The organism is Enterocloster lavalensis, from assembly GCF_046603895.1.
Classification (GTDB): Bacteria; Bacillota; Clostridia; order Lachnospirales; family Lachnospiraceae; genus Enterocloster; species Enterocloster lavalensis.
In genome coordinates this window covers 2,383,230-2,395,777 of the sequence record NZ_CP176637.1, presented here as the reverse complement: position 1 = coordinate 2,395,777, position 12,548 = coordinate 2,383,230, and the positions used below count along the sequence as shown (strand labels likewise).

Below are 12,548 nucleotides of genomic sequence, written 5' to 3'. Positions count from 1 at the left end.
AAAAAGATATCAACAAGATTGGATGTGGCCGGATGATTCCGGCCACATCTGAAAGCGAAAGGGGTAAATGCTATGAAGGTAAAAAAAGATCAGACCCCCAAGGCGTCACGCGGTTATAAATGGAAACGGTACTCACTGAACTATTTAGGCTTACTGCCCTTTTTCCTGCTGTTTGCAGTCTTTATCCTCTATCCGTTCTTCCAGGGCGTGTTTATGAGTTTTACCGACTGGTCCGTGTCCAGCAGGGGAAACGTGAACTTTGTCGGTCTTACGAACTACAAATTTGTCCTTTCCGGGAAAGGCACCACCTCCGTCCGGTTTTTAAAATCCGTTCGGAACCTTGCAATCTACGTTCCGATGACCCTGGCCGTCGGACTGACCCTGTCCCTGAGCCTGGCGTTAATCACGCGCGCTTTGTCTAAAAAGCTCTTCGGCGTGTTTCGGGGAATTTACTTCGTTCCGTACGTGCTTCCGCTGTTCCTCTGCGCAGGTATCTGGCAGTGGTTCATGACCACCGGAACGGGACTTGTGTCCTCCGCCCTGGCCAATATTGGAATCGGCCGCGGAGTCACGTGGGACAGCACGGATATTTACGCCATTGTGTACGTGCTGTTTGTGGACGTCTGGAACTCGGTTGGCTTTAACTACGTTGTGATCAGCGCGGGCATGGCGGATATCTCGCCGGATATCTACGAGGCCGCAGAGATCGACGGGGCCAGCACCTTCCAGAAAATGAAAAGCATCACGATTCCGCTCCTGGAGCCGATCCTGTTCTTCGTCATCACCTACGGATTTATCAGCGCGCTTCAGGTTTACGATATTCCCTGGATCATTTCCAGCAGCAGCAACGTGAACAATGCAGGCGGCCCCGGACAGGTGATGTCCTTTCCGGTGATTGAGATGGTGCGGAATATCTATCTGGGCGGCAAATCCGGCCTGGGCCGGGCGTGCACCGAGGGCGTAATCCTGATGACGGCCATTCTGGCGGTAACCATTGTCCAGTTCAAGGCCAGACGGAAAAAAGTGTAAGGAGGGGAAGAGATGAGAGCTAATCGGACGCTTGAAAAATGTATTCTGCTACTGCTTGCCTCGGTCTGGGCCCTGGTATGCCTGTTCCCCATCTGGGTGCTGTTCAGCGGCACGTTTTCCCTGGACTCCAGCAACCTGACGCGGACGTTTTTCCCCAATTCGCTGAGCAACGGTATTTTGAAATGCCGGGAGGCCCTGGTGACCATCGATATCGCCACCGCCACCATCCATACCTTCCTCTACACCGGTATCACCGTGGTGGGAATCCTGCTGATCAGCTCCCTGGCTGCCTATGAGTTTACCTTCTATGAGTTTCCCATGAAGAAGGTGCTGTTCGGCCTGCTGATGGTCAGCATGATGCTGCCCCAGGTGCTTTACATTATCCCGCTGTACCGCATGGTGTTCAGCATGAAATTAGCCGATACCTTTGCCGGAATTTCCATGCCCATGATGGTGTCGGCCCTGTCCGTTTTCATCATGATGCAGTTTCTGGAAGATCTGCCCGCCTCCTTTATCGAGTCCGCGCGGATCGACGGCGCGGGGCATTTCCAGATTTACCGGCGGATCGTCCTGCCGCTTATGCGCAACGGCATCCTGACCACCGTGGTGCTGATGTTCATGAAGATTTGGGGACAGTACCTGTGGCCGGCCCTGGTGACGGGCCAGAAGATCAAGCCCATCAGCGTGACCGTGGCCAACCTACTGAATCCCAATTTCTGGGTGGACCCCCGGGTGAAGATCGCGGCGATGCTGATCGCAATGATCCCGCCCCTTTTGATCTACCTGATTTTCCAGCGTTATGTGATCGAGGGCATTACCATGTCGGGCGTCAAGGGCTGACGGCAATTTAAAATGACAGAAGGAGACGAAAATGAACGAATATGTGATATCGAGGGAAGAACTGAGAAAATGGTGTTCCGTCCCGGTGGATGAGCTGGGGACGCACCTGGACCGGAAGATGGAGCTGATGATGGGCGAGGATAAGACCGCTCTTCTGGAAGAAATTGGAAATATGATCACCGACGAAGTGATCGCAAATAACGCGGCCGGCAAGAATACCGTGTGGATTCTGCCGGGCGGAATCGGAAAGGTTTACGACGTGTTCATCCGCAGAGTCAACGAGGAGCGGATCAGCTTAAAAAATCTGTACGTGTTCCACGTGGACCAGTGGCTGGACTGGGAATACCGTTTATTCCCCACCACAAACCTGCGCTTCAGCATGAAGGGCAAAATGCTTCAGTCCTTTTACGCCAAGATTGATCCCGAGTTAAATGTTCCTGAGGACCAGAGGTATTTCCCCGATCCCGCGGACCCGGATCTGATCGACAACAAGATCGAGGAGCTGGGCGGCGTGGACACGATTCTGGGCGGCGTCGGCTGCAAGGGACTGATCGGATGGAACGAGCGCCCCATTTCCAATGTGCACCACATCACGCTGGAGCAGTACGCCAATTCCAAGACCCGGGCGGTTCATATGACGGACGAGACCATTATCGCCTACGCGGAGCGGGAGTTTGGTGGCTGCTACGAGGCTCTGCCGCCCAACGGCATCACCATCGGCATGAAGTCCATGCTGACCGCCAAACGGGCCATTTTCATCGTCATGACCGGTTCCTGGAAGGAGACGGTGGTGCGCGTGGCCATGTTCAGCGAGCCCACGGTGGAGTATCCCGTGACGCTGTTCCCCAAGTACGTGCCCCAGTGCATCATGTGCTGCGACCGCAAGACCGCGGACCACGTGATCTCCCGGGAGTACCAGGACGCGCCCATTCTCAGATAAGAACAGGAAAGGAACCAGATCAATATGGACAGAAATCCACAGGTAATTGTGGCCTATTCCCACAATGTCTCCCAGGCCATCCGGGTGCACAAGCTGCCCAGGCCCGGCGAGACGATCCGCGCGCTCCAGGCCAGCGCCGGTATGGACGGCGCCAAGGGCACCAACACAGCGGTAGCCTGCTCCCGGGTGGGGGCCCGGGTAGCCATGGTGGCCCACGTCAAAGGCGGCGACTGGTATTACAAGGGCCAGCAGGTGTTAAAAGAGGCGCAGATCGACGATACATATGTGATTTTAGGGGAAGGTATTAAAGATACCAGCGGCGTGGTGCTCATCGACGACGAGGGCAACAACATGATCGTGCTGGGGGCCCACAACGAGCAGGCCATCCCGGACGAGGAGATCGACGAGGCGCTGACCGCCATGAAGGACGCTCAGTATTGCGTGACCGGATATGAGATCAACGAGAAGAGCGTGCGGCACATTTTGAGAAAAGCCAGGGAGCTGGGGATCAAGACCGTGGTGAATCCCTCGCCCATCCCGGATTTTGTGCCGGATTACTGGGGGGATATCAGCCTCCTGATCCTCAATGAGGTGGAGATCGCCCGCATGCTGGAGCTGGCGGGCGTGGAATTCGAGGAAGGAAACTGGGAGGACAGCGCCAGGAAGCTGCGCAAAGCCTACGGAGTCGGTGACATCGTGGTGACTCTGGGCGAGAAGGGATTCTTCTGCCTGGAAGGGGAGGAAACCCACTTCGCGCCGGGAATCCGCGTGAAGGCCACGGATACCACCGGGGCCGGGGACGGCTACATGGGCGCAATGGCGGCCAGACTGGCCATGGGCGACAGCCTGTTCGAGGCCTGCAAGTACGCCAACCAATACTGCTCCATCACCGTGCAGCGGGACGGCACCATCAGCAGCTATCCCACGGCGGAGGAGGCGGAGGAAATCTTCGCGCAGATGGGCTGAAATATGAGGTAAGATAGGAAAGAACGGAAGCCACAGCGGGGCGGCCGGTCGTTGGACGTTTGATGGACCGGCGGTCGGACGAGGGGCTGTGGCTTCCGTTTTTGTTTGATTGTTATTTTTCAGTCTATTTGTTACATGATAGAAACTGGTTATTTATCCCCGTAATGTCCTTTACAGTGGACAATGTAGATACGGCCGCCTTCCATATGGTAGACTAAACGGTCTTTATCATTGATACGGCGGCTGTATTCACCCCGGAGATCGCCCAGCAAGGGTTCAGGTTTCCCGATTCCCTTCATGCAGCCGTTGCGCTCAATATCTTTAATCAGCTCATTGATTCGTTTTACCGTCTTTTTGTCCTGGGTTTGCCAATAGAGGTAATCCTCCCAGGCGTCGTCAGACCAGATTTTTTCACTCATCCGCAACCTCTATCAGTTCGTGTGCCGTGCCTTTTCCTGCCTGGAGTTCCTGGACAGATTTTTTAACGTAAGCGATATTGGATTCTGAATAAAAGGGATCGGCTGCCTGCGTAATTTCAAACGGGATGCGGTTTTCGCGTAAAACTGCTTTCACAAACAGATTGATAGCCGTGGAGGTATTTAAACCGACATTGGAGCAAAAAGCATCGAAGCTGGCTTTATCTTTTTCATCCACCCGTGCGGTTATGGTTGACAGTGCCATAAAATCATCTCCTTTCCGTATGTTCTTCATCTTTATTATAACACTATAGTGTGCGTATAGCAAGCTATTGTAATACGAGTATTGCTGGTGAGCGGGGAACCGCAAGAAATCCTTTCATTCCCACCCCACCCGACAGGCGCAGACCTGTCATTTTTAATTGACAACGAATGAATGGAAAATTATCCGAAAAGGGGGGATAATAGGGACAGAAAGAAGCGACGGCACACAGAAAGAAAGTGAAAGCATGATACAGGACCTGACACAAAAGCAGATACAGCTTTTGAACTGCCTGATGCACCAGGAAAATGCCATCGGCGCGGACGAACTGGCCAAGCGGCTGGGGATTTCGGCCAGAACGGTGATGCGCTACCTCTCGGTATTGGCGGAGGAGCTTGAAACCTTCGGCGTGTGCATTTCCCAGAAGCGGGGGCAGGGCTATGTTTTGGAGGGGGACAGGGCGGCGCTTAAGCCACTGCTCACTCAAAAGGAATACCGCCAGAAGGACGGGGACAAGCGGATTCATGAGATGATCCTGGAGATCATCGACCAGGACGAGATCACCATCGAGAAGCTCAGCGAGGCCATGTTTTTGAGCCCGTCCACCTTGAACAAGATGACCCCGGATGTGAAGGAGTTTCTGGGCAGATACAACCTGACCTTGAGCGGCAAGCCCCATTACGGTCTGTCTATTACCGGTGAGGAGACGGAGATTCGCACGCTTTTGGGGGATATCGGGCTGGACTACTGCAACGCCCGGCTGGTGAACACGGGAATCTATAACATTTCCGAGGAGGAGCTTGACCGGGTGGACCGGCTGGTGTTCGACCGCATTCAGGAGTATGGGCTGATCGTGGCGGACATGGACTTAAACAACCTGATCGCCAGAATCGTCATCGCGCTGTCCCGCAGCCGCAAAGGGCGGCATGTGACGGGCATGAGCCTGACGGCGCCGGTCACCGGCCACAATTACCAGATGATTTTATCCATCATGGAAACGCTGGGGCAGGAACTGGAGATTGAGATCACGGAGGAGGAATGCCTCTACGTGATGGTCTACTCCGGTTTTATCGGTTACGATCTCAGCGTGGCGGACGCCGAGGGCTGCCGGGAAATGCGCCGGTTTGTGGACGATTTTCTGGATGAGATTTCAGAGCTCACGGGGATCAATTACGACCGGGACGAGAAGGTGATGAACGTATTGAGCCTTCATCTGAAGGCGCTGATGCAGCGGGCCAGGGCGGGGAATTATTCGCCCAATCCCATTATCGCCCAGATCAAGAACCGCTATCCCCTGGAAATGAACTACGCCATCCTCATGGCCCAGCGTTTTGAAGAGCGGTTCGGGGTGTCCATCAACGAGGACGAGATCGGCTACCTCACCGTTTACCTGGGAGTCTACGAGCCCCAGGCCGGGGAGCGGGTCAAGGCGGTGATTCTCTGCAACTACGGCATCGGGACCTCCCAGATGATTCTGGAGAAAATCCAGAGCGAAATTCAGAATATCCTGATCTGCGGCGTGTACCCGGTGCGTTACCTGGATCTGGCCCTGGACCGGAATCCGGACGTGATCCTTTCGGCGGTGCCGGTGGAGAATTACGGCGGGGACGTGCCGGTGATCGTTTCCCACGATCTGCTCAGCGAGAAGGCAATCGCCGGGATTCAGGAACAGCTCTGGCAGAAGATTTACATTGAGAAGGAGCTGATGCGGTATTTTTACCCGGACTGCTTCGGACACATCGACGCCGAGGACCGGTTCGAGGCCATTGAAAAGCTGGGCGGGCTGCTGGTGGAGAAGAAGGGCATCGAACGGGAGGTCATAGACGCCATCGGGAAACGGGAGCGGATCAGCTCCACGGAGGTGGGAAATCTGGTGGCGGTGCCCCACGTGCTGACGCAGGGAACATTTTCTTCCTGTATTGCCATCGGGATTCTGAACCATCCGATTCAGTGGGGAAATGAACGGGTGCAGATGGTATTTCTGGCCTGCTTCAACCAGTCCAGGGACCAGTACGCCCGGATTTTCAGGACATTGTATAAAGTGGTTCACTCGGACGAGCTGGTGCGCCGCCTCATACAGGCAGAGAACTTTCAGGAGTTTCAAACTATTATGTGTAGGAGAGAATTGTGATGACGAAGGAAGTAATCAAGAAGGAATATATTTTTACAGGTATGGAGGTAACCACCAAGGAGGAGGCGCTGCGGGCCATCGCGGAGCGCGCGGTGGAGCTGGGGTTGTGCCGGGATGTGGAGGAGACTTATGAAGGTTTTATGGAGCGGGAATCCCAGGGCCCCACGGGAATGCAGGACGGCTTCGCCATCCCCCACACCCGCTGCGAGTCCGTGATTCAGACGGGAATCGTGGTGATGAAGTCCACGAAGGAGCTGGAGTGGGAGTCCTTTGACGGAAAACCGGTGCAGATCATGATCGCGCTGATCGTGCCAAAGGAAAATTATGGAAATGAACATATTCAGATTCTGGCCTCACTTTCCCGGATGCTGATGAAGCAGGATTTCCGCAGAAAGCTGACGGAGTCCGACTCTGCGGAAGAGATTTTTGAGGTGATCCACCAGGCGGTGGCTGCGGAGTAAGGAATTTGGGGTGAGAGGCCAGGCGGCCGCCCCTACCGTCCCCCCGCTGTTTGCAAGTTCTGCCGGAAATACCCGGCTGAATGATAGAATAAAAAAAGAAAAGAGGAAAAAGCAATGGCAAAGAAGAAATTAGTGGCATTATGTGCGTGCACCATGGGATTGGCCCACACCTTTATGGCGGCTCAAGCGCTGGAGGACGCGGCCAAGGAGCTGGGATACGATGTGAAGGTGGAGACCCAGGGAGCGGACGGCATCCAGAACGAGCTGACCCCCGCGGAGATCGCCGAGGCGGATATCATTATCCACGCTGTGGCCATCGCGCCTCAGAACAACGAGCGGTTTGACGCCTACGACATCTATGAGATCGGCCTTCAGGACGCGATCAAGAACGCCAAGGGCATTATCCAGGAAATTGAGAGTATGGAAGGCTAAATGAAACAGACCAAAGAAAAGGGGGACTAAGAAATGGCTATTACAAAGAGAAGCGCACTGACGGGCCAGGCGGAGAATAAGAACGCGGGCGCGGCCGCAAAACCGGCGCAGAAGGCGCCTGAGGTGCAGGAGAAAAAGGGACTTTGGGACACGCTGTCCCGCCACGTTATGACCGGTATCAGCAACATGATCCCGTTCCTGATCATGGGCGGACTGATCCTGGCGTTTTCACAGCTGATTCCTTACGTGATTCTGGGCGTTGACCCGTCCATGGGCATCGTGGACGCCATGAACAGCGGCGCTTACGAGGGCTTTAACCTTTCACTGCTCAAGTTCGCCAACCTGTGCGCGGACTTCGGCGGCACGCTGTTTGGGTTCGCAATCCCCATGTTTGCGGCCTTCATGGCAAATTCCATCGGCGGCAAGCTGGCATTTCCGGCCGGTTTCATCGGTGGCCTGATGGCTACCAAGCCCACCGCGGTGCTGAGCCTGGCGGACGGAACCTGGACCACCACGGCTCCGGTTGCCTCCACCTTCCTCGGGGCGCTGATTATCGCCATCGCAGCCGGTTATTTTGTAAAATATCTGAACCAGAAAATCAAAGTCAGCCACAACATGCTGGCCTTCAAATCCACCTTCCTGATCCCCATGCTGGCGGCTGTGTTCGTCATGCTGGGCATGCATCTGGTGGTAACGCCCCTGGGCGGAATGCTCAACAGCCTGATCAAGGCGGGTCTGTCCGCAGCCGGAAAGGCGGGTTCCTACGGTTACACCATCGCCCTGTCCGCGGCCACCGCCATTGACCTGGGCGGCCCCATCAACAAAGCGGCAGGTTTCGTGGCCCTGGGCTTCACCACCGACAAGGTGCTTCCTATCACGGCCCGCGTGGTCGCCATCGTGGTGCCCTCCTTCGGCCTGGGCCTTGCGACCCTGATCGACCGGTTAGTGGTAAAGCGCCATGTATTTGACAAGCAGTTCTATCCCCAGGGAAAAACCGCCATGTTCCTGGCGCTGATGGGAATCTCCGAGGGCGCGATTCCCTTTGCCCTGGAAATGCCCAAGGTGATCATTCCCTGCTACATGATCGGCGCAATCTGCGGTTCCCTGGCCGCCACCATTTTCGGCGCGGTGCAGTGGTTCCCCGAGTCCGCGGTGTGGGCATGGCCTCTGTGTGAGAACATCCCCGCCTATATCGCAGGTATCGTGGTGGGAGCGGTGGTGACCGCCGTGCTGGTGATCTTTATCCGCAGCAATATGATGAGCAAGGGAAAACTGACGGTGGATTCCAACGATTGATTGGACGTTGAGTAAAGGACGGGAGTAGGAGCGATGGCGTTTCATCTGGAACAGGGCAGGCAGTTTATGGAAGCGAGCGGTCTGGACGGGCTGCTGCTGGTATCGAGGGAAAATAAATTCTACACGGCCGGGCTTTACAGCGGCAGCGGCTACGTGCTGATCACGGGAAATGGCTGCTACGCCATTGTGGACGGGCGGTACTATGTCCAGCAGAAGGAGCGCATGGCCGCGGCGCCCCGGCAGATGAACGCCGCAGCGCTGCTGGCGGACGAAAAATGCGGGTTTTACGGACACATCAACCGGATTTGCGCCGGAGACTCCGTCCGCAGGCTGGGCTTCGAGGCGGAGGCCGTCTCCTACACACAATACCAGAAACTGGAAAATGGACTGGAGCCTGAGCTGGTTCCGGTGTCGCCGGATTCCATGCGTATGGTGAAGGATGAGGAAGAAATCGCCTGCATCCGCCGGGCCTGTGAGATCGCTGACCGGGGATATTCCTATATCCTCGGCCAGATTCGGGCGGGGATGACGGAGAAACAGGTGGAGAACCGGCTGCTTTACTATATGAAGGAGCTGGGCGCTCAGAAGGAGTCCTTCGACATCATCGTGGCCAGCGGCGTGAACGGCTCCATGCCCCACGCCAAGGCCTCGGACAAGGTCATCGAGCCGGGCGATTTCGTCACCATGGACTTCGGCGTGCGGGTGGGGGAATATTGTTCCGACATCACCCGCACCGTAGTGGTGGAGCGCGCCGGGGCGCAAATGCGTCAGGTCTACGAGATCGTGAGAGAGGCCCAGGCGGCCGCCGTCCGCGCCGTCCGGCCGGGGAAGCGGTGCAGCGAGATAGACCGGGTTGCCAGGGAAATAATTGAGAAGGCCGGGTACGGCCCGGCATTTTCCCATAATCTAGGACATGGCCTGGGCATCGCCTGCCATGAGACACCGAATTTCGCCCCCGGAGACGACCACGTGCTGGTACCCGGGATGGTCATGACCGTGGAGCCGGGGATTTATCTGGAAGGGCTGGGCGGCGTGCGCATCGAGGACGACGTGCTGGTGACGGAGAACGGCTGCGAGGTGTTGACGAAGTCGGGGAAAGAGTTGACGGTGGTGGGGTAAAGGGCTGGCGTTGGATGAGGAGGCGTCCGGCGCGATGGCCGCGCCGTTCTGGTGGATGGAAGTCCGCCAGGTCAGGGCGCGGTTCCCATTCAGGCCAGGGCGTAATCTGCCTGGTGAGAATTTTTCACACAGGCAGGCCATGCCCGCCACAATAAGGAGTCTATAGATGAATAAAGAGTTTTTAAAAGAACTGTGCGAGGCCCCTGCGGTGGCCTCCAACGAGGGCCGGGTGCGGGATGTGCTGCGGCAATACTGCGGCCCCTTCGCCCCGAAGCCCGTCTACGACGGCCTGGGAAGCATGATTTTCACCCAGGAGGGGGAGGGCCCGTCGGTGATGCTGGCCGCCCACATGGACGAGGTGGGATTTCTGGTGCGTTCCGTTTCCAGCCAGGGCATGCTGATGGTGCTGCCGGTTGGCAGCGTGCGCACCTTTTCCCGCTTTATGCAGGAGGTTGTGGTGACTACCTCTGACGGTAGAAGCTACAGAGGCATTCTGAACGCGGAGTACGATAACGGGAAGAAGGAGGCCACGGGGCTCTACGTGGACCTGGGGCAGGACAGCGCCCGGGAGATCGCGGAAATGGGAATCCGGCCCGGGGACATGGTTACCTTCGCCTCCGGGTTCCACGAGTACGAGAACGGCCGCTTTGCGGCCCGGGCGCTGGACGACCGGGCGGGCTGCTTCTGTATGGGCGAGCTGATGAAGCGGATGGCCGGAAAAGTCCATAAGAACCGTTTGAGCTACGCCTTCACCAGCTCCGAGGAGGTGGGCACCAGGGGCGCAAAGACCGCGGGCAGGGTGGCAGAGCCGGACGTGTGTATTGTGCTGGACGTGGCCTGCAACGGCAGCGAATTTGTCCGCGACCATACCAACAACCGCCAGCTGGGGAAGGGCCCCATGATCGTGCATTACGACAAGACCGTGGTGAGCAACCGGCGTCTGGTGGAGGTGGTGCGGCGCTGCGCGGAGGAACTGGACATACCGGTGCAGGACGACATGTTCTTAAACGGCGGGACCGACGGCGGCGTGCTCCATCAGGACGGCGCGGGGCACCCCACGGTGGTTCTGGGGATTCCCACCCGTTACGGGCATTCCCCCTATTCCATCGGCTGTTACCGGGACATGGAGCAGATGGTGGAGCTTTTGGAGCGCGTGCTGGATAAACTGGACGCGCAGGCATACAGAAAAATGGGATTTGAGGCGGAGAGCGATGAACTATAATTTTGACGAAGTGATCGACAGGCACGGGACGTTCTGTACCCAGTGGGACTATATCCAGGACCGGTTCGGGGAGCGGGATCTGCTTCCGTTTTCCATCTCGGACACGGATTTTATGGCGCCGGAGCCGGTGCGGCGGAAATTGACGGAGGTGGTGAACCACGGCATCTACGGCTACAGCCGCTGGAATCACGACGCATTTAAGGGCGCGGTGGCCGGTTATTTTGCCCGGCGCCACGGCGTGGAAATCAGCCTGGACTGGGTGACCTACAGCCCTTCCGTGCTGTACTCCATCGCGGCCCTGTTCCGGCTTCTGGGCCGGGAGGGGGACCGGGTGCTGGTGTTTGAACCTATGTACGACGCATTTTACCACGTGATCCGGGATAATGGACGGGAGTTGGTTCCCCTGCGCCTGACGGAGCGCGGTGGCCGGTACGAGATCGATTTTGACCGGTTTGAGGAGCTGGTGAGGGATTGTGGCATTTTCCTGCTGTGCAACCCCCACAACCCGACAGGGAGAGTCTGGACCCGGGAGGAAATGGACCGGATGGTGGCGCTGTGCCGGGAATACGGCGTTCCGGTGATCTCCGACGAGATTCACTCGGACGTGATTCTCACGGAACGGAAGCACTGCTCCATTCTCGGGTACGCGGATCAGTACGATAAGGTGTACCTGGTCAGCTCCTCCAGCAAGACCTTCAACACGCCGGGGCTGATCGGTTCCTACTGCGTGCTGCCGGACAGGGAAATTCGGGAGCAGTTCATTTCCAGGATGCGCAACCAGGACTTTTTGAATTCCGTCAGCCTTCCGGGCATGCACGCTCTGATCACGGGCTATGGGGAATGCATGGACTACGTGGACCAGCTCTGCGATTATATCCGGGGAAATATGCAGGAGCTCAGAAGCTTTGTGGATACGGAGCTGGCGGCAAAGGGCGTGAGATTTGTCATACCGGAATCTACCTACCTGGCCTGGATCGATATGAGCGGGGTGAACGCGGACAGCGCCGCCATCCAGGACGCCCTGGTGCACGTGGGTAAGGTGGGCATCATGCCCGGAAAGACCTATGGGGAGGAGAATTACCTGCGGATGAACCTGGGGTGCCCAAGGAGTAAGCTGCGGGAAGGGATGGAGCGGATGAAGCGGGCGTTTGAGGCGTTGTAGAAATGGTTGCATTTTTATCGCGCTTTAGGTCAGTTTACAAGGAACTACACGCAGACCACGAAACGGGGGCTGCTGACAACAAATAAAGGCTGAGTATCAAGCACCGGGAAAGTGCGGGATATTCAGCCTGTTTTGTTGTCAGGGGTTTCCAAAGGGGCTTGCCCCTTGGCACACGACTTTGCTCGCAAAGTGTAGTGTGTTATACGCTCTGTCGGCGTTGCCGTGAAAATGCCGTTGCCGCCGGAGAGGGCAAGGGCATTTGAAGCGGCAGG

The 12,548-nt window shown here is 56.8% G+C and carries 13 protein-coding genes; 11 read left to right on the top strand and 2 right to left on the bottom strand.

Translation table 11 applies throughout. The features are described from left to right. The first annotated feature begins 72 nt into the window (after positions 1-72). Genes ACK2JC_RS10670 through ACK2JC_RS10655 form a run of 4 tightly spaced genes read left to right on the top strand, consistent with a single transcriptional unit; the run spans position 73 to position 3,775 of the window. A complete protein-coding gene (locus ACK2JC_RS10670) occupies positions 73-1,029 on the top strand; it encodes a carbohydrate ABC transporter permease (RefSeq protein ID WP_007705498.1) in 957 nt (318 codons plus the stop codon). A gap of 12 nt (positions 1,030-1,041) precedes the next feature. Next, entirely contained in the window at positions 1,042-1,869 is an 828-nt protein-coding gene (locus ACK2JC_RS10665; protein ID WP_118755151.1) for a carbohydrate ABC transporter permease, read from the top strand. A gap of 31 nt (positions 1,870-1,900) precedes the next feature. Further along, entirely contained in the window at positions 1,901-2,809 is a 909-nt protein-coding gene (locus ACK2JC_RS10660; protein WP_320936082.1) for a glucosamine-6-phosphate isomerase, read from the top strand. A 24-nt stretch (positions 2,810-2,833) separates the two neighbouring features. Next, positions 2,834-3,775, top strand: coding sequence for a ribokinase (locus ACK2JC_RS10655; protein ID WP_411338487.1), 942 nt, complete (start codon positions 2,834-2,836; stop codon positions 3,773-3,775). A 149-nt stretch (positions 3,776-3,924) separates the two neighbouring features. Here ACK2JC_RS10655 and ACK2JC_RS10650 read toward each other — a convergent pair whose 3' ends face one another. Both ACK2JC_RS10650 and ACK2JC_RS10645 read right to left on the bottom strand, forming a co-directional pair. Then, complete coding sequence (locus ACK2JC_RS10650; protein ID WP_118755154.1) at positions 3,925-4,194, bottom strand: Txe/YoeB family addiction module toxin; 270 nt, start codon at positions 4,192-4,194, stop codon at positions 3,925-3,927. After that, the gene (locus ACK2JC_RS10645) at positions 4,187-4,456 is read right to left on the bottom strand and encodes a type II toxin-antitoxin system RelB/DinJ family antitoxin (RefSeq protein ID WP_118755155.1); all 270 of its coding nucleotides are present in this window, start codon (positions 4,454-4,456) and stop codon (positions 4,187-4,189) included. The genes ACK2JC_RS10650 and ACK2JC_RS10645 overlap by 8 nt, the downstream gene beginning before the upstream one ends. 244 nt (positions 4,457-4,700) lie before the next feature. Between ACK2JC_RS10645 and ACK2JC_RS10640 the strand changes: the two genes are divergently transcribed. The 7 genes from ACK2JC_RS10640 (at position 4,701) to ACK2JC_RS10610 (ending at position 12,276) form a co-directional block, all read left to right on the top strand. Next, entirely contained in the window at positions 4,701-6,584 is a 1,884-nt protein-coding gene (locus ACK2JC_RS10640) for a BglG family transcription antiterminator (RefSeq protein ID WP_320936084.1), read from the top strand. Further along, positions 6,584-7,045: a PTS sugar transporter subunit IIA gene (locus ACK2JC_RS10635; protein WP_227167821.1), complete on the top strand. Its 462-nt coding sequence runs from the start codon at positions 6,584-6,586 to the stop codon at positions 7,043-7,045. The genes ACK2JC_RS10640 and ACK2JC_RS10635 overlap by 1 nt, the downstream gene beginning before the upstream one ends. Before the next feature lie 114 nt (positions 7,046-7,159). After that, on the top strand, positions 7,160-7,477 hold the full coding sequence (locus ACK2JC_RS10630; protein WP_092371235.1) for a PTS fructose transporter subunit IIB: 318 nt from the start codon (positions 7,160-7,162) through the stop codon (positions 7,475-7,477). Between the two features lie 33 nt (positions 7,478-7,510). After that, entirely contained in the window at positions 7,511-8,773 is a 1,263-nt protein-coding gene (locus ACK2JC_RS10625) for a PTS fructose transporter subunit IIC (RefSeq protein ID WP_007705517.1), read from the top strand. A gap of 33 nt (positions 8,774-8,806) precedes the next feature. Next, positions 8,807-9,892: a M24 family metallopeptidase gene (locus tag ACK2JC_RS10620; RefSeq protein ID WP_320936085.1), complete on the top strand. Its 1,086-nt coding sequence runs from the start codon at positions 8,807-8,809 to the stop codon at positions 9,890-9,892. Positions 9,893-10,058: 166 nt separating this feature from the next. Then, a complete protein-coding gene (locus tag ACK2JC_RS10615; protein ID WP_320936086.1) occupies positions 10,059-11,114 on the top strand; it encodes a M20/M25/M40 family metallo-hydrolase in 1,056 nt (351 codons plus the stop codon). Continuing rightward, positions 11,104-12,276, top strand: a complete 1,173-nt coding sequence (locus tag ACK2JC_RS10610; RefSeq protein WP_320936087.1) for a PatB family C-S lyase — start codon at positions 11,104-11,106, stop codon at positions 12,274-12,276. Before ACK2JC_RS10615 ends, ACK2JC_RS10610 begins: the two co-directional genes overlap by 11 nt. Positions 12,277-12,548 lie beyond the last annotated feature (272 nt).

What these genes read in the sequence shown, in the direction of transcription:
- ACK2JC_RS10650 (WP_118755154.1), bottom strand. Translation starts at nt 4,194, where the DNA reads ATGAGTGAAAAAATCTGGTCTGACGACGCCTGGGAGGATTACCTCTAT.
- ACK2JC_RS10670 (WP_007705498.1), top strand. Translation starts at nt 73, where the DNA reads ATGAAGGTAAAAAAAGATCAGACCCCCAAGGCGTCACGCGGTTATAAA.
- ACK2JC_RS10645 (WP_118755155.1), bottom strand. Translation starts at nt 4,456, where the DNA reads ATGGCACTGTCAACCATAACCGCACGGGTGGATGAAAAAGATAAAGCC.
- ACK2JC_RS10625 (WP_007705517.1), top strand. Translation starts at nt 7,511, where the DNA reads ATGGCTATTACAAAGAGAAGCGCACTGACGGGCCAGGCGGAGAATAAG.
- ACK2JC_RS10660 (WP_320936082.1), top strand. Translation starts at nt 1,901, where the DNA reads ATGAACGAATATGTGATATCGAGGGAAGAACTGAGAAAATGGTGTTCC.
- ACK2JC_RS10640 (WP_320936084.1), top strand. Translation starts at nt 4,701, where the DNA reads ATGATACAGGACCTGACACAAAAGCAGATACAGCTTTTGAACTGCCTG.
- ACK2JC_RS10635 (WP_227167821.1), top strand. Translation starts at nt 6,584, where the DNA reads ATGACGAAGGAAGTAATCAAGAAGGAATATATTTTTACAGGTATGGAG.
- ACK2JC_RS10665 (WP_118755151.1), top strand. Translation starts at nt 1,042, where the DNA reads ATGAGAGCTAATCGGACGCTTGAAAAATGTATTCTGCTACTGCTTGCC.
- ACK2JC_RS10655 (WP_411338487.1), top strand. Translation starts at nt 2,834, where the DNA reads ATGGACAGAAATCCACAGGTAATTGTGGCCTATTCCCACAATGTCTCC.
- ACK2JC_RS10620 (WP_320936085.1), top strand. Translation starts at nt 8,807, where the DNA reads ATGGCGTTTCATCTGGAACAGGGCAGGCAGTTTATGGAAGCGAGCGGT.
- ACK2JC_RS10610 (WP_320936087.1), top strand. Translation starts at nt 11,104, where the DNA reads ATGAACTATAATTTTGACGAAGTGATCGACAGGCACGGGACGTTCTGT.
- ACK2JC_RS10630 (WP_092371235.1), top strand. Translation starts at nt 7,160, where the DNA reads ATGGCAAAGAAGAAATTAGTGGCATTATGTGCGTGCACCATGGGATTG.
- ACK2JC_RS10615 (WP_320936086.1), top strand. Translation starts at nt 10,059, where the DNA reads ATGAATAAAGAGTTTTTAAAAGAACTGTGCGAGGCCCCTGCGGTGGCC.